Source organism: Ciceribacter sp. T2.26MG-112.2, from assembly GCF_900492205.1.
GTDB lineage: Bacteria > Pseudomonadota > Alphaproteobacteria > Rhizobiales > Rhizobiaceae > Allorhizobium > Allorhizobium naphthalenivorans_A.
The window spans coordinates 116,209-134,355 of the sequence record NZ_UEYQ01000009.1 but is presented as its reverse complement, the minus strand read 5'-3'; the positions used below and the strand labels follow the sequence as shown (position 1 = coordinate 134,355).

The 18,147-nt window shown below is 63.6% G+C and carries 17 protein-coding genes and 1 tRNA gene; 11 read left to right on the top strand and 7 right to left on the bottom strand.

Going from position 1 to position 18,147, the window contains the following annotated elements:
• Positions 1-47: 47 nt before the first annotated feature.
• Both DYZ14_RS14900 and DYZ14_RS14895 read right to left on the bottom strand, forming a co-directional pair.
• A complete protein-coding gene (locus tag DYZ14_RS14900) occupies positions 48-950 on the bottom strand; it encodes a ParB N-terminal domain-containing protein (RefSeq protein WP_195949964.1) in 903 nt (300 codons plus the stop codon).
• 170 nt (positions 951-1,120) lie between these two features.
• Positions 1,121-1,426 carry a hypothetical protein gene (locus DYZ14_RS14895; RefSeq protein ID WP_154721404.1) on the bottom strand — a complete coding sequence of 102 codons (306 nt, stop codon included), beginning with the start codon at positions 1,424-1,426 and terminating at the stop codon, positions 1,121-1,123.
• 307 nt (positions 1,427-1,733) lie between these two features.
• Here DYZ14_RS14895 and DYZ14_RS14890 point away from each other — a divergent pair, with 307 nt between their 5' ends.
• Entirely contained in the window at positions 1,734-1,964 is a 231-nt protein-coding gene (locus tag DYZ14_RS14890; RefSeq protein WP_154721403.1) for a hypothetical protein, read from the top strand.
• A 48-nt stretch (positions 1,965-2,012) separates the two neighbouring features.
• On the opposite strand, the gene DYZ14_RS14885 is transcribed toward DYZ14_RS14890, so the two are convergent.
• Positions 2,013-2,086, bottom strand: a tRNA-Gln gene (locus DYZ14_RS14885).
• Positions 2,087-2,399: 313 nt separating this feature from the next.
• On the opposite strand from DYZ14_RS14885, the gene DYZ14_RS14880 reads away from it, so the two are divergent.
• Positions 2,400-3,956, top strand: a complete 1,557-nt coding sequence (locus DYZ14_RS14880) for a Ppx/GppA phosphatase family protein (RefSeq protein ID WP_154721402.1) — start codon at positions 2,400-2,402, stop codon at positions 3,954-3,956.
• Positions 3,957-3,958: 2 nt separating this feature from the next.
• Positions 3,959-4,738, top strand: a complete 780-nt coding sequence (locus DYZ14_RS14875) for an RlmE family RNA methyltransferase (protein ID WP_154721401.1) — start codon at positions 3,959-3,961, stop codon at positions 4,736-4,738.
• 6 nt (positions 4,739-4,744) lie between these two features.
• Here DYZ14_RS14875 and DYZ14_RS14870 read toward each other — a convergent pair whose 3' ends face one another.
• The gene (locus tag DYZ14_RS14870) at positions 4,745-6,154 is read right to left on the bottom strand and encodes a DHA2 family efflux MFS transporter permease subunit (RefSeq protein ID WP_154721400.1); all 1,410 of its coding nucleotides are present in this window, start codon (positions 6,152-6,154) and stop codon (positions 4,745-4,747) included.
• 219 nt (positions 6,155-6,373) lie between these two features.
• Between DYZ14_RS14870 and DYZ14_RS14865 the strand changes: the two genes are divergently transcribed.
• The 5 genes from DYZ14_RS14865 to adhP all read left to right on the top strand — a co-directional run bounded on the left by DYZ14_RS14865 (position 6,374) and on the right by adhP (position 11,843).
• Positions 6,374-7,360, top strand: coding sequence for an MBL fold metallo-hydrolase (locus DYZ14_RS14865; RefSeq protein ID WP_445292490.1), 987 nt, complete (start codon positions 6,374-6,376; stop codon positions 7,358-7,360).
• Between the two features lie 221 nt (positions 7,361-7,581).
• The gene (gene guaB, locus DYZ14_RS14860) at positions 7,582-9,072 is read left to right on the top strand and encodes an IMP dehydrogenase (RefSeq protein ID WP_154721399.1); all 1,491 of its coding nucleotides are present in this window, start codon (positions 7,582-7,584) and stop codon (positions 9,070-9,072) included.
• A gap of 27 nt (positions 9,073-9,099) precedes the next feature.
• Entirely contained in the window at positions 9,100-9,657 is a 558-nt protein-coding gene (locus DYZ14_RS14855) for a hypothetical protein (RefSeq protein ID WP_154721398.1), read from the top strand.
• 97 nt (positions 9,658-9,754) lie between these two features.
• A complete protein-coding gene (locus tag DYZ14_RS14850) occupies positions 9,755-10,630 on the top strand; it encodes a dienelactone hydrolase family protein (RefSeq protein WP_154721397.1) in 876 nt (291 codons plus the stop codon).
• A 187-nt stretch (positions 10,631-10,817) separates the two neighbouring features.
• Positions 10,818-11,843, top strand: a complete 1,026-nt coding sequence (gene adhP, locus DYZ14_RS14845) for an alcohol dehydrogenase AdhP (RefSeq protein WP_154721396.1) — start codon at positions 10,818-10,820, stop codon at positions 11,841-11,843.
• A gap of 82 nt (positions 11,844-11,925) precedes the next feature.
• On the opposite strand, the gene DYZ14_RS14840 is transcribed toward adhP, so the two are convergent.
• Positions 11,926-12,405, bottom strand: coding sequence for a hypothetical protein (locus DYZ14_RS14840; RefSeq protein WP_154721395.1), 480 nt, complete (start codon positions 12,403-12,405; stop codon positions 11,926-11,928).
• Positions 12,406-12,557: 152 nt separating this feature from the next.
• Entirely contained in the window at positions 12,558-13,496 is a 939-nt protein-coding gene (locus DYZ14_RS14835; RefSeq protein ID WP_154721394.1) for a hydrogen peroxide-inducible genes activator, read from the bottom strand.
• Between the two features lie 107 nt (positions 13,497-13,603).
• Here DYZ14_RS14835 and katG point away from each other — a divergent pair, with 107 nt between their 5' ends.
• Positions 13,604-15,775 carry a catalase/peroxidase HPI gene (gene katG / locus DYZ14_RS14830; RefSeq protein WP_154721393.1) on the top strand — a complete coding sequence of 724 codons (2,172 nt, stop codon included), beginning with the start codon at positions 13,604-13,606 and terminating at the stop codon, positions 15,773-15,775.
• A 240-nt stretch (positions 15,776-16,015) separates the two neighbouring features.
• On the top strand, positions 16,016-16,642 hold the full coding sequence (locus tag DYZ14_RS14825) for a TetR/AcrR family transcriptional regulator (protein WP_154721392.1): 627 nt from the start codon (positions 16,016-16,018) through the stop codon (positions 16,640-16,642).
• Positions 16,643-16,676: 34 nt separating this feature from the next.
• Here DYZ14_RS14825 and DYZ14_RS14820 read toward each other — a convergent pair whose 3' ends face one another.
• Positions 16,677-17,630 (bottom strand): LysR substrate-binding domain-containing protein, encoded by a 954-nt coding sequence (locus DYZ14_RS14820; RefSeq protein WP_115671578.1) that lies wholly within the window; start codon positions 17,628-17,630, stop codon positions 16,677-16,679.
• Positions 17,631-17,827: 197 nt separating this feature from the next.
• Here DYZ14_RS14820 and DYZ14_RS14815 point away from each other — a divergent pair, with 197 nt between their 5' ends.
• Entirely contained in the window at positions 17,828-18,127 is a 300-nt protein-coding gene (locus tag DYZ14_RS14815) for a DUF1127 domain-containing protein (RefSeq protein ID WP_115671577.1), read from the top strand.
• Positions 18,128-18,147 lie beyond the last annotated feature (20 nt).

The window sequence follows — 18,147 nt, the reverse complement described above, 5'->3', positions numbered from 1 at the left end:
GGGGCAGGCTATGCAAAATTCACAGCGTGTGTGTGCATAGGCTGCGGTCAAAAATCCGGGGTTCCCTCGAAATACTCGTCATCTTCCCCCGCCAGTTCGTCCCGCAGCTCCTCATAGTCGAAGCTGTCCAACTGCTGGATAGCTGCCACCAGCTTGGCCAAGGCCCGTGGGGCGGCAATCTCCAAGGCCCGGGCGAAGACATCAGGGTTGTCCGCGAAGTGGACCCGATCAAGCTTGATCATCCGCTTGGCGATCTCCTGAGCCCTTCGCTCCTTCTCGGCATCAATGTCAAAGTCCTGCATGTCTCGTCCCTTTGTCATGTCCATGGCCTTTCGCCACGTCGTTGGCAGTTCTTCTTCGGCCTTCAACAGCTCCGCACGAGTCTTCCTCATGTTGGCAATGGTGCGATCACTGACGCCGGTCATCCTCGCCAGTTCGGCCTTCGAGTGGCCCAGATCATGCGCCACCAGACGCCAAGCCAGATCGGTTCGCTGCTCCGGTGTGAGCTGAAGCTTCCTCTCGGTGTTTCCCTCGGCGGCCTTCTCAATGGCCCTGATCACGTCCCCTTCGAGCCATTCCACGGGGATGGTCACGGGCGTCTTCAACTTCCGCTGCTTCATGGCATAGGCGTAGAGCCGGTGGTGGCCATCGATCAGGATCGCGGCGGTACCACAGCGCCACACCACGATGGGCTTCAGATCGCCATCCCGCTGCAGTTCAGCGTAGAGGTCGTTGACGTGGGTATCGTCGCGCCCGTGTTCACCTCGCACCTGAAAGAGCTGCCTGAGCTGGGTGACTTGGGCCAACCGAAGGCGGTCAGGGCGTGACGGATCTTCGTTCCCCGCTAACTTGATCTCATTGAGGGTGTTCCTGGCCTCGATGTAGGACAGGGATTTGATTTCTATGGGCAGCTTGGTGAATGCCGCCTCTTTGGTCTGCGTATCGCTCATGTTCATTCCGTTGATCGTTGTTGTTGCCGCCCTTCCATCGACCGCCAAAAAGAAACCCCGCAGTCACAGAGACCACGGGGCTGGCAAAGTTGATGGAACGAACGCGAGAGGCAGAGGCCAACTCCCGGTTATCGAGTGGTCATCAAGACCGTGGCGTATCTGCCTGCGCCCTATCCACCCATGATGGTGTGGTTGATGTCTCCGAGCACATCCAGGTAACTCTGGTAGGCAGCTATCGCACGAGCTGCCTCCTCAAAGACTTCCACAGCCTCGTCGAGGCATGCGGCATCGTCGGGGTCGAGCTCATCACGCTCAAGCCAATTCCGCACATAATTCGTCATGGTGTTCATGTCGGCAATTGTCTTGCGATAACTTTCCTCATACGCGGTCAAGTGCATGAAGTGCTTTGTGATGAGGGCTGCGTTCGTTTCGATCTGCTGCAGCTTTTCACTTGTGAACATCGAATTGGCAGTCATGTCTGGATCCTTGTGTGGCTTTTACCCTATAGCGGGGGTAATCAGACATGCTAATATACGATGCCCGGATAGACATCGTCTCGCTCCAGCTCTCAAACCAGAAATGCGGCAACCAGAACGCTTCGGGCTAGCACGTTCGGACATAGGCCCAACGCCAACCTGCAATCTCGGCCACCAACCGCTTTCCCATAGGCGGGAGCATTTCCCGGGTGACCGAGTCTTGGACCCGCGAGACTCCGGCTCGTCGGAGCGCGTGACCAGCTTGTACATGCCGCTCTCGGGGATGAAGATCAGCGGGAGACGGGCTGTGACCAACCGTAAGCAGATTGCTGTTGGTCGTTCGGCTCACCATGCGCTTCTGATCGTCAGCAAGGGGGCTGACGGCATCGGGCACATGGCCAAGCCCGAGGATCTCACACGGTTCCTTTGCGGCGATCCACAGACTGCCATCGATAACGATGACACGGACGGTGTTGGAAAGGTAACTGAAGGTGGTGAGGTTGGCCGTCGCAGAGGTACATTCAGGGGTACGAACTGAGGTACGCAGTCACCTCTAAGCACTTGAATTTTCTTGCGTAAGAGAGATTGGCTGGGGAACCTGGATTCGAACCAAGATTAACGGAGTCAGAGTCCGTCGTTCTACCGTTGAACTATTCCCCAGCAGTGGCTCGCGGCTTGCGCGACCCGTCGGTGAGGCGGGCTTATAAACAAAAGCCGGGCACTTGCAAATAGCTGTTTTGAAAAAAAATGATTAGCCGTCGAATGTTCCTTTGGGGGCGCCGTTGCGTGCTTCGGATGACCAGTGGTGCGTCCGCGTCGGAGTGGGCGAAGGCGGCGCGGGCCTCCGTTCGCGCGGGCTCCAAAAACAGTTTGGCTAAAACGCCGGGCGCTGATATTATTTTCCCAACGAAAATCGAACATGGCGCCAGCGGCATGCCCATCCGGGCCTTGCGCGGTGCAACGGAAAAGTTCAGTGACAGACCCCGATCGCGGCTCCAAGCCGCCAAGCGAGGGGGCGTCGACGGGTAGGCGCAAGGGCGGTGGATCCCGCCGGCGCGGCAAGGCCAGGAAGGGCGCTCCGAACCATTCGGGCGTTGCCGTTTCGGCTTTGGAGGCGGTGGCGATCGAGCCGCAAGCGTCGCGACACCCCGATCTAGACGCACCCGAAGGCCCGGTCCGCAAGCGCAAACGGCGGCGGCGCAGCCGGTCGTCCGAAGCTTCGCCCGCGGTTGTGCAAAGCGTCTCGCCGGCCTTGCCGTTGCGGCCGGTCGCCGCTGGGGCAGCAGCCTCGCCCGGCGATGTCAAGCCGGGCAAGAAGCGCCGTCGCAATCGTGGTGGACGCGGTCCCCAGGGACGCCCGCTCGCGCCCGCCGCTCCGGTCCAGGCGGCCAAATCCGCCGCAGCACCTGTTTCACCGCCGTCCGGCCACAACATCCATCACGCCCAGGGTGCGCGCCGGGGGGGGAGCGCCAACGAGCGCTTCCGCCCGCAGTCCGGCGCAGAGCCATGGCCGGACGATCTCTATGCCGCGCTCGATCTCGGCACCAACAATTGCCGCCTGCTGATCGCCCAGCCGACCCGGCCGGGCCAGTTCCGCGTCGTCGATGCCTTTTCGCGCATCGTCCGCCTCGGCGAGGGGCTCGGCAGCCAGGGCCGGCTCTCGACTGAGGCGATGGACCGTGCCGTGGACGCGCTCAAGGTCTGCGCCGCCAAGCTGTCCGGCCGCGACATCCGCCGCATGCGGCTGATCGCCACCGAGGCCTGCCGCTCGGCGGAAAACGGCGAGGAGTTTCTCTCGCGCGTTCTGGTCGAGACCGGGCTGGAGCTGGAAATCATCAACCGCGAGACCGAGGCCAGGCTCGCCGTATCCGGCTGCTCGTCGCTCGTCGGGCGCGAGGCGCGCTCCGTCGTGCTGTTCGATATCGGCGGCGGCTCGTCCGAGATCGCGGTAATCTCGATCGGCGAGAACCGCTCCAGCCGGCTGGCCAACCACATCACCCACTGGACCTCGCTGCCGGTCGGCGTCGTCACGCTCTCGGAGCGCCACGGCGGCCAGCATGTGACGCCGGAGATCTTCGAGGCGATGACAAGGGAAGTCGAGGGCATGCTCGCCCGTTTCGACTGCCCGCCGCTCACTGACAATTCCGGCCGTCCGCCGGAGGATTTCCACCTGATCGGCACCTCGGGCACGGTGACGACGCTGGCCGGCGTGCATCTCGACCTGCCGCGCTACGACCGGCGCAAGGTCGATGGCCTGTGGCTGTCGGATGACGAGGTCTCGGCCATGCAGGCGAAGCTCCTGTCCTGGGATTTTGCCGGCCGTGCCGCCAATCCGTGCATCGGGCCGGACCGCGCCGACCTCGTTCTCGCCGGCTGCGCGATCCTCGAGGCGATCCGCCGACGCTGGCCGTCGAACCGTATGCGCGTCGCCGACCGCGGGCTGCGCGAGGGACTATTGACCGACATGATGGCCGACGACGGGGTCTGGCGCAGAAATCGCCGCCGTCCACCGTACGACAGGGAGCGCTGACCATGACAAAGCCACCGATCGGGGGCAACCGCACCGGGCGCAAGCTCGGCCAGAAGGTCAAGAAGGGCAAGCTCAAGGCGTCGTCGCGGCGCTGGCTCGAGCGCCACATCAACGACCCTTACGTCCAGCGCGCCAGGCTCGAGGGTTATCGCGCCCGTGCCGCCTTCAAGCTGCTCGAGATCGACGAGAAGCACCATATCCTGAAGGGTGCGAAGCGCATCATCGACCTCGGGGCAGCACCGGGCAGTTGGTCGCAGATCGCCGCCAATGTCACCGGCTCGACCGATGACGACATCCGTGTCGCGGCGATCGACTTCCTGGAGATGACGCAGCTGCCGGGGGTCAAGATCCTGCAGCTCGACTTCCTCGACCCGGAAGCGCCGCGCCTGCTGATCGAGGCAGTCGGCGGCACGCCGGACGTGGTGATCTCTGACATGGCGGCCCCCACCACCGGGCACCAGAAGACCGACCATATCCGCACCATGCACCTGTGCGAGGTGGCGGCCCATTTCGCCATCGAGGTCCTGGCCGAGGGCGGGCACTTCCTCGCCAAGACCTTCCAGGGCGGCACGGAGCGGGATTTGCTCAACCTCCTGAAGCAGAATTTTCGCCAGGTCGTGCACATCAAGCCCGGCTCGTCGCGCGCCGAATCGGTGGAAATGTTCCTGCTCGCCAAGGGCTTCAAGGGACGGAAGGCCGCGGCGTCGAAGGATGGCGACGCTCAGGAGAGCGAGTCGAACGACGCCGAAGCCCGGGATGAGCGCGAGATCGCGGGCGAATAACCGGCTCTACTTGACCGGCACATCCTCGCTCAGCGCCGCGCGCCGGCCATGGCCGGAAACGGCCGAGCCGGCATAGCGCGCCAGGCCGATGAGCGGGATCACCGCGACGAGCGAAAGCCCTGCCACCACTGCGAAGGCGAGGTGGAAATCGGTAAGTGACAAAGCGCGGCCATGAAAGGCCGTGCTGCCCTCCAGGATGGCCGCCGCGACCGCCACGCCGAGCGCCAGGCTGATCTGCTGCAGCACCGAACTCATCGAGGTCGCCTGGCTCGCTTGCCCGTCGTCGATCTCCGCATAGCCGAGCGAATTGATGCCGGTAAAGAAGAACGAGCGGCAGAAGCCCGCCATCAGCAGGACCCCCATGATGACGATTATGGGTGTTGCCGGGGTGAAGAAGGCGTTGGCCGCCGTGGTGGCGGCGCCGGTGATAGCCGCGACGATCAGCACGCTGCGGAAGCCGGCGGCGGCGAAGACGCGGCGCGCCAGGACCTTGGTGGTGATCGCGCCGATCGCACCGATAAAGGTGACGAGGCCGGATTCGAACGGCGTCATGCCGAAACCCAATTGCAGCATCAGCGGCATCAGGAACGGGATCGCACCGGCGGCGATGCGGAAGATCGAACCGCTGAGCGCCGAGATACGAAAGGCCGCATTGCGGAAGAGGGCGAGATCGAGCAACGGGTTCGGATGGCGCCGCGCATGGAGCAGGTAGAGGATGGCGGCCATGAGCCCGATGTCGGTCGCGCCGACGCCGATCTCGATCGGCAGCGCCGGCAGGCTCATGACCGACAGGCCGAAGACGATGCCCGAGGCGGCGATAGCGGTGTAGACGAACCCCTTGAGATCGATCGGCGCGGTTTTGACCGGTTCCACTTCCGGCAGGTAGAGGGTCGACAGCCAGACGCCGACGAAACCGATCGGCACGTTGATCAGGAAGATCCAGTGCCATGAGAAATAGGTGGTGATGAAGCCGCCGACCGGAGGGCCGGTGAGCGGGCCGACGAGAGCCGGGATGGTCAGTAGCGCCATGGCCGAGACGAGCTCGCTACGCTTGGTGGTGCGCAGGAGCACCAGCCGTCCGACCGGTGTCATCATCGCCCCGCCCATGCCTTGCAGGAAGCGGGCGGCGATGAAGGCGACAAGAGAGCCCGACACGGCGCAGAGGATCGAGCCGACAACGAAGACCATGATGGCGATGCGGAAGATCTTCTTGGCGCCGTAGTGGTCGGCCATCCAGCCGCTGACCGGAATGAAGATGGCCAGCGCCACCATGTATGAGGTGAGCGCCAGCTTGAGCGTGATCGGTCCGACGCCGAGATCGGCCGCGATCGCCGGCAGCGCGGTGGCGATTACGGTCGAATCCATCTGCTCCATGAAAAGCGCCACGGCGAGGATGAGCGGGACTATGCGGTTCATCGGGTTTCGTCTGGCTGGATTGCAATCGGCGCGTCGCGGGCGAGGGCGGCTGGCTCGACGGTTTAGCTCCTCGCGCCCCGCCTGCCAATGCCTGACGCGCGCCCGGTGCCTGGCGGATCACGTCTTGGTGAAAGGCCTTTCCCTTGTTCGCCCCACGTCTATCTCCAGCCTCGGACATCCGCGACGGTGCGGATCGTATGGGCAGGACAAGAGGAGACGATGATGATCGAGATCAACAGACGCTTACTTCTGGGTGGGGCAGGCCTGGCGCTGGCTGCGCCGTCGCTGATGACGCGGGCAGCCTTCGCGCAAGGCGCCGATACGGCCATGAGCATCGACCATGCCATGCCGCCGGAAACCCATCGCTTCAAGCTCGGCAGTTTCGAGGTCGTGGTGGTCAAGGACGGCGCGCGCGCCTCGGGCAAGCCGCAGGAGACCTTCGGCACCAACCAGACGCCGGAGGCGGTCGGCGAACTGCTTACGGCGAACTTCCTGCCGGCCGAGAATTTCGTCAACAGCTTCGCTCCTGTGCTGGTCAATACCGGCTCCGAGGTCATCCTGTTCGACACCGGCCTTGGCGAGGGCGGGCGTGCCAATGGTCTTGGCCGGCTGGTCGAAGGCCTGACGGCTGCCGGTTACAAGCGCGAGGACGTGACGATCGTCGTCATCACCCACATGCACGGCGATCACATCGGCGGACTGATGGAAGGCGGAAATCCGGCTTTTCCGAACGCCCGCTATGTCACCGGTCAGGCCGAGTATGACTTCTGGGCCGATCCGGCCCGCGTCGGCACGCCGGCCGAAGGCGGCCACAAGGGCGTGCTCGCCAATGTAAAGCCGCTGGCCGAGAAGATGACCTTCATCGGGGACGGCGGCGACGTGGTCGGCGGGATCACCGGCATGGCGGCATTCGGCCATTCGCCCGGCCACATGATCTATCGGCTGGAATCCGAGGGGCGCCAGCTGGTGCTGGCCGCCGACACGGCGAATCATTTCGTCTTGTCGCTGCAGCGGCCGGAGTGGGAGGTGAAGTTCGACATGGACAAGGCGGCGGCAGCTGAAACCCGCAAGCGCGTGTTCGACATGATCGCCACCGACAAGCTGGCATTCATCGGCTATCACATGCCTTTCCCGGCCGTCGGTTATGTCGAGAAACTCGATACCGGCTATCGCTACGTGCCGAAGAGCTATCAATTCGACATCTGACCGGTCGGGCTCCTCTCCGGAAAGGGGAGGAGCCCCGCCTGCGGCTGCCGCATCCGGCCATCGAAACGTGGACAGATCGTCTCTGGTCGTTTTTCTATTCCCTTCCCGTCATGAACGTGTTACCTGCCCTCGCCAACTTCCAAGCATTTCATGCAGGAGCGCCCGGGGAAAAATTTCCTTTTGCCGGCGGATTCTGCCTATTCAACCGAAGGGAATTGGCAATGGCACGGATCGTAATCTCGGCAACCGGCGCGGAAGCGCTTACCTTCGATGATGTCCTGCTTCAGCCGGGGCACTCGGAAATCATGCCGGGTCAGACCAATATCTCCACCCGCATCGCAAAAGACATCGACCTGTCGCTGCCGATCCTGTCGTCGGCCATGGATACGGTCACAGAAAGCCGCCTGGCGATCGCCATGGCGCAATCGGGCGGAATGGGCGTCATCCATCGGAACCTCACCCCGGTCGAGCAGGCCGAGGAGGTCCGCCAGGTCAAGAAGTTCGAAAGCGGCATGGTCGTCAATCCGGTCACGATAGGCCCGGAAGCGACGCTCGCCGAGGCCAAGGCGCTGATGAGCGCCCATGGCATTTCCGGCATTCCGGTGGTCGAGGGCACCAGCCGCCCCGGCCGCCTCGTTGGCATTCTCACCAATCGCGACGTCCGCTTTGCTTCCGATCCGGGCCAGAAGATCTATGAACTGATGACCCGCGAGAACCTCGTCACCGTCAAGGACGGCGTCGACCAGCAGGAGGCCAAGCGCCTGCTGCACTCGCACCGCATCGAAAAGCTGCTCGTGGTCGACAATGAAGGCCGTTGCGTCGGCCTGATCACCGTCAAGGACATCGAGAAGTCGCAGCTCAACCCGAATGCCGCCAAGGATGCGCAGGGGCGCCTGCGGGTCGCGGCCGCCATCTCGACGGGCGACGACGGCCGTGAGCGGGCCGAGCGCCTGATCGAGGCCGGCGTTGACGTCATCGTCGTCGACACCGCCCACGGCCATAGCCAGAAGGTGCTGGATGCGGTTGCCGAGGTGAAGAAGATGTCGAACGCGGTTCGCATCATCGCCGGCAATGTCGCGACCGGTGAAGGCACCCGTGCGCTGATCGATGCTGGTGCCGATTGCGTCAAGGTCGGTATCGGCCCGGGCTCCATCTGCACCACCCGCATCGTCGCCGGCGTCGGTGTGCCGCAACTCGCAGCGGTGATGGCCGCGGTCGAGGAAGCCAACAAGCACGGCATCCCGGTCATCGCCGACGGCGGGCTTAAATTCTCCGGCGACGTCGCCAAGGCGATTGCCGCCGGCGCGTCGGCCGTCATGGTCGGCTCGCTGCTGGCCGGCACCGACGAGAGCCCGGGCGAGGTCTATCTCTATCAGGGCCGTTCCTTCAAGGCCTATCGCGGCATGGGCTCGGTCGGCGCCATGGCGCGCGGCTCGGCCGACCGTTACTTCCAGGCGGAAGTGCGCGACACGCTGAAGCTCGTCCCGGAAGGCATCGAAGGCCAGGTTCCCTACAAGGGTCCGGTCTCTGCCGTGCTGCACCAGCTCGCCGGCGGTCTTAAGGCCGCCATGGGCTATGTCGGCGGCAAGGACATCAAGGATTTTCAGGAAAAGGCGACCTTCGTGCGGATTTCCGGCGCGGGCCTGCGTGAAAGCCATCCGCATGGCGTGACGATCACCCGCGAAAGCCCGAACTATCCCGGCGGGGCATAAGTCTTTGTCGAGGCGGGGGAGCAGCCTATGGGCCGGAACACGATGATCGCCTTGCTGCTGGCCGTTTCGGGTGCGCTCCTCGCCTGGATGGTGTGGAGTCTCGACCCGGAATTCGCCCGCCTGAGCGGGGCAGGGGGCTTTCTCGATGCCCGCCTGTCCGGTTACGACGCCGAAGCGGTCGTCGCCATGGGCACGGCGCTGTCCGATCCGGCGCGGGCGGAAGCGCGAGAGCTTCTGCGCTTCATGTATCTCGGCCCGGACCTGGTCCTGCCGCTCGCCGTTACGCTTGCTCTTAGCCTTCTGCTGCGCGGCTTCGCGCCGGGCGCCGTGCTTTACGGCCGGCGGCTCGAAATCCGCCATGCCCGGCTTCTCTGCCTTCTGCCGTTTCTCTATGGCCTTGTCGACTATGCCGAGAACATCGGTTTTCTGACCTATTTCCCGCCGGCCACCCCGGGCGAATGGGCCGCGCTGAACCTTCCTGAAATCCTGCCCTGGCTGTCGCGCGTCAAGTTCGCGCTGCTGGCGGTTTCCATCCTCCTCGTCTTGCGGCTCGTCCTGTTCGGCAAGGCCGGCGCAAAACGGTAACGGACTTGTGTAGGCGCCGAGGCGGCAAGCTGACCTATCCTGCCGGCAGGCGATCCTTCGCAGGTGAAGGCGCTTACCGTTCACAAGAGAGGTCATCATGACAAAGCCCACGATTACGCAGGCGATGATCGACGCCTATGACGAATACACCCACCTGACGCTCGATCGCCGCCGCTTCATGGAAAAGCTCAGCCTGCTGGCCGGCTCCGGCGCGGCAGCTGCTGCGATCGCCCCTCTGCTTTCGGCAAATCAGGCGCGCGCCGCCATCGTCGAGGAGAGCGACGACCGCCTGGCGAGCGAAGAGATCACCTATCCGGGCGCCGGCGGGCAAATGAAGGGCTATCTCGCCGTCCCCAAGGATGCTGCCGGAGAATTGCCCGGCGTCATCGTCATCCATGAAAACCGCGGCCTCAATCCGCATATCCGCGATGTCGCGCGCCGCATGGCGCTGGAGGGTTTCGTCGCGCTGGCCCCCGATTTCCTCTCGCCGGCGGGCGGCACACCGTCCGACGAGGACAAGGCGCGCGAAATGTTCTCCACCCTCGACATGGGCGTGGCGGTTGCCAATGGCGAGGCGACACGGGCTTTCCTTGCGGCGCATGAAAAGGTCAATGGCAAGGTCGGCGCGATCGGCTTCTGCTGGGGCGGGGGCATGGTCAACCGCATGGCGGTCGCTTCGCCGGAGCTTGGCGCCGGCGTCGCCTATTACGGCTCCCAGCCGCCGGCGGAAGACGTGCCGAACATCAAGGCGCCGCTGATGCTGCACTATGCCGGCCTCGACGAGCGCATCAATGCCGGCATCGATGCCTACAAGGCGGCGCTGGAGAAGAACGGCAAGAGCTTCGAGATCCATGTCTATGACGGCGTCAACCACGCCTTCAACAACGATACCTCTGCCGCCCGCTACGACAAGGCCGCAGCGGACCTTGCCTGGTCGCGAACAGTTGCCTTCCTCAAGGCGTCGCTCCTGTAGCTTCGCAATGCAGCATGCCGGACACAGTGCAGGTGTCGCAAATGTGCGACGCCTGTCCATGCATAGCGTTTCTACAATTGATGCGTGTCAATTTCACTTCGTCCTGCACGTGTAACCTGCCCGCGAGTGTGGTCGACACGCCCAGTGCCGGCCGCGTCCGACTTTGACACCAAGAGAGGAGACCCGCATGGCTCAAATGATGAAAGCTGCCGTCGTCCGTGAATTCGGCAAGCCGCTGGTAATTGAGGAATGGGCAGTCCCGGAGCCGGGCCCGGGCCAGATCCTCGTCAAGTATGAGGCAACCGGCGTCTGCCACACCGACCTGCACGCCGCCAATGGCGACTGGCCGGTCAAGCCGAACCCGCCCTTCATCCCCGGCCATGAAGGCGTCGGCTACGTCGCCAAGCTCGGTGCCGGCGTTTCCCGCATCAAGGAAGGTGACCGCGTCGGCGTTCCGTGGCTGCACACCGCTTGCGGCTGCTGCTCGCCCTGCCGCACCGGCTGGGAAACCCTTTGCGGCAGCCAGCAGAACACCGGCTATTCGGTGAACGGCACCTTTGCCCAATATGGCCTGGCCGACCCCGATTTCGTCGGCCGTCTGCCGGACAATCTCGAATTCGGCCCTGCCGCCCCGGTGCTCTGCGCCGGCGTCACCGTCTACAAGGGCCTGAAGGAAACCGAAGTGCGCCCCGGCGAATGGGTGGTCATCTCCGGTATCGGCGGGCTTGGCCACATGGCCGTCCAGTATGCCAAGGCCATGGGCATGCACGTGGTCGCCGCCGATATTTTCGATGACAAGCTGAAGCTCGCCAAGGATCTCGGCGCCGATGTCGTCGTCAACGGCTCGGCTAAGGACGCCATCGAACAGGTGCAGAAGGCGACCGGCGGCGTGCATGGTGCACTCGTCACCGCCGTCTCGCCCAAGGCGATGGAACAGGCCTATGGCTTCCTGCGCTCCAAGGGCACGATGGCTCTGGTCGGCCTGCCGCCGGGCTTCATCTCCCTGCCGGTGTTTGAAACCGTGCTGAAGCGCATCACGGTGCGCGGCTCGATCGTTGGCACGCGTCAGGATCTCGAGGAATCGCTGGTGTTCGCCGGCGAGGGCAAGGTTGCCTCGCACTTCTCGTGGGACAAGATCGAGAACATCAACGACATCTTCCATCGCATGGAAGCGGGCAAGATCGACGGCCGCATCGTGCTCGATCTCGCCTGATCGACAGGATCATCATGCCAAGAAAAAGGGCGGCGCGGAAATCCGCGCCGCCCTTTGTCATTCAATGCTCCATGACCGCCTTCTATTCGGCTGCCTGGAGGGTGATGATCCGCGCTTCCATTTCACTGCAGGCCTCATCGAGGCAGATGCCGTTCATCCACACCTGGCCGTCGCCGAACATGACGCCGTCGCCGTTGACGAACAGGCTGCCGTAATCCTGGTTGACGATCACATCGGCGATCTCGGGCGTGACGATGTCGTGGTAGAGCGGCTCGAATTCCTCCGCCGACCGGATCGTCTGGCGCTCACCGTTGACGGTCACGGTGATCGGATAGTCGACGAAGGCGGAGAACGCGATGGAATCCTCGTTGGCGACGCGTTCCTGCAGGTCCAGGATCGCGGTCTTGAAGATGGCATGATCGCCGAGCAGGTTGTCGATCTGCTGGTCGACCTCGGCCTCGTCGGCCAAAGCCGGTGACAGGGGAGCAAGGCAGAGGGCAAGGGCGCAGACGACCGCGCTGAGCCGTGTGGAAGGCAGTTGTGAACCCGACGCCGAACGCATGTTTCCTCCGAAGGTCATTTGGCAGGCCGGACCTTAGGCTGTTTTTCTGAGCTGTCGCAACGAAGCCTGCTCGCTTTGGCGGTGGGTTAGGGTGCTCAGCCCAAAAATGGGCAGGTTGGTGCGCGCCGAGTTATACGATAACCGCGATTTCCTTATAACCGGGCATTGCCGGACAGCTGGTTTGCAAGCCGGGGCGCGATCGCTTTCTGGCGGCTGGCGATGATGGCCTCGGCCAGGGCCTCCATGTCTGCCCGGCGCGGGCTTGAACGACGCCAGATCAACCCGATCTCCCGGCTTGGCGCGGGTTCCGTAAAGGGCACGATGCGGATCGGCGTTCGCGCCGTCTCGGTTTCGATCGCCAGTTCCGGGATCAGTGTCATGCCCATGTCGTTCGATACCATCTGCAGCAGCGTGGTCATCGAGGTGGCGCCGAAGTTGACGAGACTCCGCTTGCTCGCCGCCTTGCAGACGGACAGCGCCTGTTCCCGCAGGCAATGGCCTTCTTCAAGCAGCAGCAGGCGGTCGGGATCGACCGCGGTCTCGGTCATGGGTGACAGCAGGACGTCGCTCTCATTGGCGGACATCGCCATGTAGAAACGGTCGACAAACAGGCTTTTCGCCACGACGCTGTCCATCTCGATCGGGATGGCGGCAATGATCGCGTCCAGCCTGCCCTCGGCCAGGTCGCCGAGCAGCCGGTCGGTTACCGCCTCCTTCAACTCGATTTCGATCAGCGGATGCTCGCGCCTGAGATAGGGAACCATTTTCGGCACGAGATAGGGCGCGACCGTCGGAATGATGCCGAGCCTGAGCAGCCCCTCCAGCGTGCCGGACGAGCGCCGCGCGGCTTCCTCCAGCCGATCCACGGCTGCCAGCACCGTGCGCGCATGGGCCAGGATCTCGTGGCCCTTGTCGGTCAGCAGCGTGTTGGAGCGGGTGCGCTCCACCAGTTTCACCCCGAGGTGCTTTTCCATTTCCATGATCTGGGCCGACAGTGCCGGCTGGCTGACATGCACCATTTCGGCAGCCCGGCCGAAATGCCGGGTGGCGGCCAGCGCCTCGAAATAACGCATTTGACGGATGGTAATCATGATAGGAAGATCCTATCGAAAATCACATGAAATACAATTGGAAATTATGGAACTTTTCCCCGATGGTGGCGCCACAACACGCGCTCAGGCAAAACCAGGAGGCTAAAATGAACGAACACGTTAAATCCACCGGCAAATGTCCGGTCATGCATGGCGGCAATACCGCCATGGGCAGATCGGTCATGGATTGGTGGCCGAACGCGCTGAACCTCGACATCCTGCACCAGCACGACACCAAGACCAATCCGCTCGGCCCGAGCTTCAACTATCGCGAGGAACTGAAGAAGCTCGACGTCGAGGCGCTCAAGGCAGATTTGCGCGCGCTGATGCTCGACAGCCAGGAATGGTGGCCCGCCGACTGGGGTTCCTATGTCGGCATGATGGCCCGTGTCACCTGGCACGCCGCCGGTTCCTACCGAGTCACCGACGGCCGTGGCGGCGCCAATACCGGCAACCAGCGTTTTGCCCCGCTCAACTCTTGGCCGGACAATGTCAACACCGACAAGGGCCGCCGCCTGCTCTGGCCGATCAAGAAAAAGTACGGCAACAAGATCTCCTGGGCCGACCTGATCGCGCTTGCCGGCACGATCGCCTACGAGGTTGCCGGCCTGAAGACCTTCGGCTTCGCCTTCGGCCGCGAGGACATTTGGCATCCGGAAAAGGACACCTACTGGGGTGACGAGAAGGAATGGCTGGCGCCGAGCGATGGCCGCTATGGCGACGTGACCAAGCCGGACACGCTGGAAAACCCGCTCGCCGCCGTGCAGATGGGCCTCATCTACGTCAACCCGGAAGGCGTCAACGGCAAGTCCGATCCGCTCGCAACCGCAGCCCAGATGCGCGAGACCTTCGCCCGCATGGGCATGAACGACGAGGAAACCGTGGCGCTGACCGCCGGCGGCCACACCATCGGCAAGTGCCATGGCAATGGCAACCCGGCCAATCTCAGCCCCGACCCGGAAGCCGCCGGCCCCGAATTCCAGGGCCTCGGCTGGATCAACACCCACGGCCGCGGCATCGGCCGTGATACCGTGGTGTCCGGCCTCGAGGGCGCCTGGACCAGCGAGCCGACGAAGTGGGACAACGGCTTCTTCAAGATGCTGTTCGAGCACGAATGGCATCTGGTGACCAGCCCGGCCGGCGCGCACCAGTGGGAGCCGATCGCCATCGCCGAACAGGACCGTCCGGTCGATGTCGAGGATCCGTCGATCCGCCGCAACCCGATGATGACCGATGCCGACATGGCGCTGCGCGTCGACCCGATCTACCGCGAGATCTCGCTGAAGTTCAGGGACGATCAGGACTACTTCTCGGACGTCTTCGCCCGTGCCTGGTTCAAGCTGACCCATCGCGACGTCGGCCCGAAGTCGCGCTATTTCGGCCCGGATATTCCGGTGGAAGACCTGATCTGGCAGGATCCGATCCCGGCCGGCCCAACGGATTACGACGTCGTCGCGGTCAAGGCCAAGATCATCAACAGCGGTCTCACCATCGCCGAAATGGTCGCCACCGCCTGGGACAGCGCCCGCACCTTCCGCGGCTCCGACAAGCGCGGCGGCGCCAATGGTGCCCGCATTCGCCTCGCCCCGCAGAAGGACTGGGAAGGCAATGAGCCGGCTCGCCTCGCCAAGGTCCTTTCGGTCCTCGAAGGCATCGCCGCTGAGACCGGCGCAAGCCTTGCCGACGTCATCGTTCTGGCCGGCAATGTCGGCGTCGAACTGGCGGCAAAGGCGGCCGGTTTCGATGTCGAGGTCCCCTTTGCGCCGGGCCGTGGCGACGCGACCGCCGAGCAGACCGATGCCGACGGCTTTGCCGTGCTCGAGCCGCTCGCCGACGGTTTCCGCAACTGGCAGAAGAAGGACTATGTCGTCAGCCCCGAGGAAATGCTGCTCGACCGCGCCCAACTGATGGGGCTCACCGCCCCGGAACTGACCGTGCTCATCGGCGGCATGCGCGTGCTCGGAACGAACTACGGCGGCACCGCGCACGGCGTATTCACCGACCGCGTCGGCGCGCTCACCACCGACTTCTTCACCACCCTGACGGACATGGCCTATACCTGGGTCCCGACCGGCAGCAACTCCTATGACATCCGCGACCGCAAGTCCGGCGCGACCAAGTACACGGCCTCCCGCGTCGATCTCGTGCTCGGCTCGAACTCGATCCTGCGTGCCTATGCGGAAGTCTATGCCCAGGACGACAACAAGGAAAAGTTCGTGGCGGACTTCGTCGCCGCCTGGACCAAGGTGATGAACGCGGACCGCTTCGACATCGCCTGATCGCGGTTCGACGGTCGTTCTCAGCGGCAATGTCCGTGCTTGAGGAAGCACAAATGAAACAGAATTGGGCCGGCGCCTTGGACAACAGAGGCGCCGGCCCTATTTCCGACTGGCGTGCTTTTCCGGGCCTTTTCAGGTATCGATAAAATCCGATCTTTCCTTTTAGAGGAATGGGAATACAAGCGCGTGTAGCTGCGCTGGCCGGCACATTTGCGGGCTGTCGGTTCCAAGGTGGGGGATATGAGCATCAAGAAGCCAGACGGGCGCCTGCAACTGCGCAAGAAGCCGCAGCAGGAGCGCAGCATCCAGCGTCTGGACCAGATTCTCGAGGCCGCAACGGCGCTCGTCGCCGAACAGGGCGTCGCCAGGCTCAAGATGACGGATCTGGCCGCGAGGGCGCGCGTCCCGATTGGTTCCCTCTACCAGTTCTTTCCGGAAAAGGCTGCGATCATCCGGGCCCTGCACGACCGGCACACGGCGCGCGTCGAAACCGGAGCCGAGCGCGTCTTCTCGGCGGTCGCCTCGCTCGCCGAGGCGGAGGCGCTGATGGGGTCTGCGGTGGACGCCTTCTACACCACCTTCCGCGACGATCCGATCTATTTGCCCGTATGGCTCGCGGCGATCTCGGACGCGGATCTGCAGCGGCTGAATTCCGACCATCAGACGCGACTGACGCGCATACTCTGCGACATCTTCCGCCCGCTGCTGCCCGAAGGCAGCAAGATCGATCTGGAAACGCGTGTCCTGCTGTTCGTCTATCTGACCGGAGCGGTCGTCCGCCGCGCCATGATCGCCGACGACAAGATGGCGCGCCGTATTCTCGACGAATGGAAGCGCAGCATCCACGCCACCATCTTTGCCGAATGAGAGTGTCGTTGCGACAGCAAAGCGCTTGCCGGTCTCACCAGCCCGGCATCAGGTTTCCAGCCCGCAGACGCGGATAATAGCGCGGCAGCGCCTTCACGTCGCTTTCCAGGTCATCCTCCACCGAGCTCGGCGTGATATTGTCGAGGCAGGCCGAGATGTGGTCGGTGATCGCGTTCATCAGCGAGGTGGAAAGCCCAGGCCGCTTCATCAGTCCGATCTGTACCGGCGGAAGCGGCGGGAAACCGTCATTCTGGGTCAGCACCTTCATGCCGGTCCTCAGCGCCGATTCCGGCAGGATCGAGACGGCCATGCCAGCCAGCACGGCGGCGGCGACCACCGTCGACGACCAGCTGGTGAACAGGATCTGGTAGTCGCGGCCGTCCGCATCGAGGGCCGAGCAGGCGAGCTGGCGCCATTGACAGTCGCGCCGGCCGACCGCAAGCGGCACCGGCGCGTCGTCCTTCAGCGGATGGTTGGCGGAGCCGACCCAGCAGAGCGGCTCGGTGCGCACCACATCCGAGGTTCTCAGCTGCGGATTGTGGGTGACCAGTGCGATGTCGAGCTCGCCTTTCGCCATCTTCTCCGCCAGGTCGACCGACGGCTCGCAGACGATGTAGAGCTCGACATTCGGATGGGTCTTGGCGAAGCGGCCGATGATCTCGGGCATGTAGCGGTCGGCATAATCGTCCGGCGTGCCGATCCGAAGCGTGCCCTCCAGGCGATTGTCGTCGAAGGCGGCAATCGCCTCCGAATTCAGTCGGATGATCCGCCGGGCATAGTTCAACAGCTTGTCGCCCTCGGCCGAAAGGCGGTTGCCACGGCCGTCCTTGATGAACAGCTGCTTGCCGATCCGCTCCTCCAGCCGTCGCATCTGCATCGACACGGCCGACTGCGTCTTGAACACCCGGCCGGCGGCCTTGGTGAAGCTGCCGGTGTCGACAATGGCGACGAAGGTCTGCAACTGGTCAATATCGAGGGGAGCCGACATGGGAGACATCCATAAGAACGATTGATGCTAACTATTAGAAACATTCGTTGGACTGATCAATACCGTTTCCGCATTGTGAGGCTGCAAATCAGCAGACACCGACCGCGCCCTTGTGCGCTGCCGGCCACACCCGGTTCATCCCTTGCCGCTCCGCGACAAGGGGAGGCCACACTCGTGCCAATCGAAAGGATAAAGCCATGCGCACGACCGAACGGATGATCGAACTCGATATCGCCGAACCGCGGGAGGCTCTGGTCACGCGCTTCTTCGCGGCGACAGCGCACGTGAAGTCCGTCTGGCGTGCCATCCGCAACCGACGCGCTGCGAACCGCCTTGCCGACCTTGATGACTTCCAGCTGCGGGACATCGGCCTTTGCCGTTTCGATGTCGAGCAGATCCTCAAGGCTTCCGGCATCGCGGACGATCCTTCGCAACTGCTGTCGCGCTCCGCCCGCAACCGCTCGCGGCGCGCGCTTCACGGCTTGACCGTCGACTGAGCCCGCCTTCCATCCCCGCA

Coding starts and splice junctions, on each gene's coding strand:
- DYZ14_RS14900 (WP_195949964.1), bottom strand. CDS start 950: ATGAGCGATACGCAGACCAAAGAGGCGGCATTCACCAAGCTGCCCATA.
- DYZ14_RS14895 (WP_154721404.1), bottom strand. CDS start 1,426: ATGACTGCCAATTCGATGTTCACAAGTGAAAAGCTGCAGCAGATCGAA.
- DYZ14_RS14875 (WP_154721401.1), top strand. CDS start 3,959: ATGACAAAGCCACCGATCGGGGGCAACCGCACCGGGCGCAAGCTCGGC.
- DYZ14_RS14870 (WP_154721400.1), bottom strand. CDS start 6,154: ATGAACCGCATAGTCCCGCTCATCCTCGCCGTGGCGCTTTTCATGGAG.
- DYZ14_RS14865 (WP_445292490.1), top strand. CDS start 6,374: ATGATGATCGAGATCAACAGACGCTTACTTCTGGGTGGGGCAGGCCTG.
- guaB (WP_154721399.1), top strand. CDS start 7,582: ATGGCACGGATCGTAATCTCGGCAACCGGCGCGGAAGCGCTTACCTTC.
- DYZ14_RS14855 (WP_154721398.1), top strand. CDS start 9,100: ATGGGCCGGAACACGATGATCGCCTTGCTGCTGGCCGTTTCGGGTGCG.
- DYZ14_RS14850 (WP_154721397.1), top strand. CDS start 9,755: ATGACAAAGCCCACGATTACGCAGGCGATGATCGACGCCTATGACGAA.
- adhP (WP_154721396.1), top strand. CDS start 10,818: ATGGCTCAAATGATGAAAGCTGCCGTCGTCCGTGAATTCGGCAAGCCG.
- DYZ14_RS14840 (WP_154721395.1), bottom strand. CDS start 12,405: ATGCGTTCGGCGTCGGGTTCACAACTGCCTTCCACACGGCTCAGCGCG.
- DYZ14_RS14835 (WP_154721394.1), bottom strand. CDS start 13,496: ATGATTACCATCCGTCAAATGCGTTATTTCGAGGCGCTGGCCGCCACC.
- katG (WP_154721393.1), top strand. CDS start 13,604: ATGAACGAACACGTTAAATCCACCGGCAAATGTCCGGTCATGCATGGC.
- DYZ14_RS14825 (WP_154721392.1), top strand. CDS start 16,016: ATGAGCATCAAGAAGCCAGACGGGCGCCTGCAACTGCGCAAGAAGCCG.
- DYZ14_RS14820 (WP_115671578.1), bottom strand. CDS start 17,630: ATGTCGGCTCCCCTCGATATTGACCAGTTGCAGACCTTCGTCGCCATT.
- DYZ14_RS14815 (WP_115671577.1), top strand. CDS start 17,828: ATGCGCACGACCGAACGGATGATCGAACTCGATATCGCCGAACCGCGG.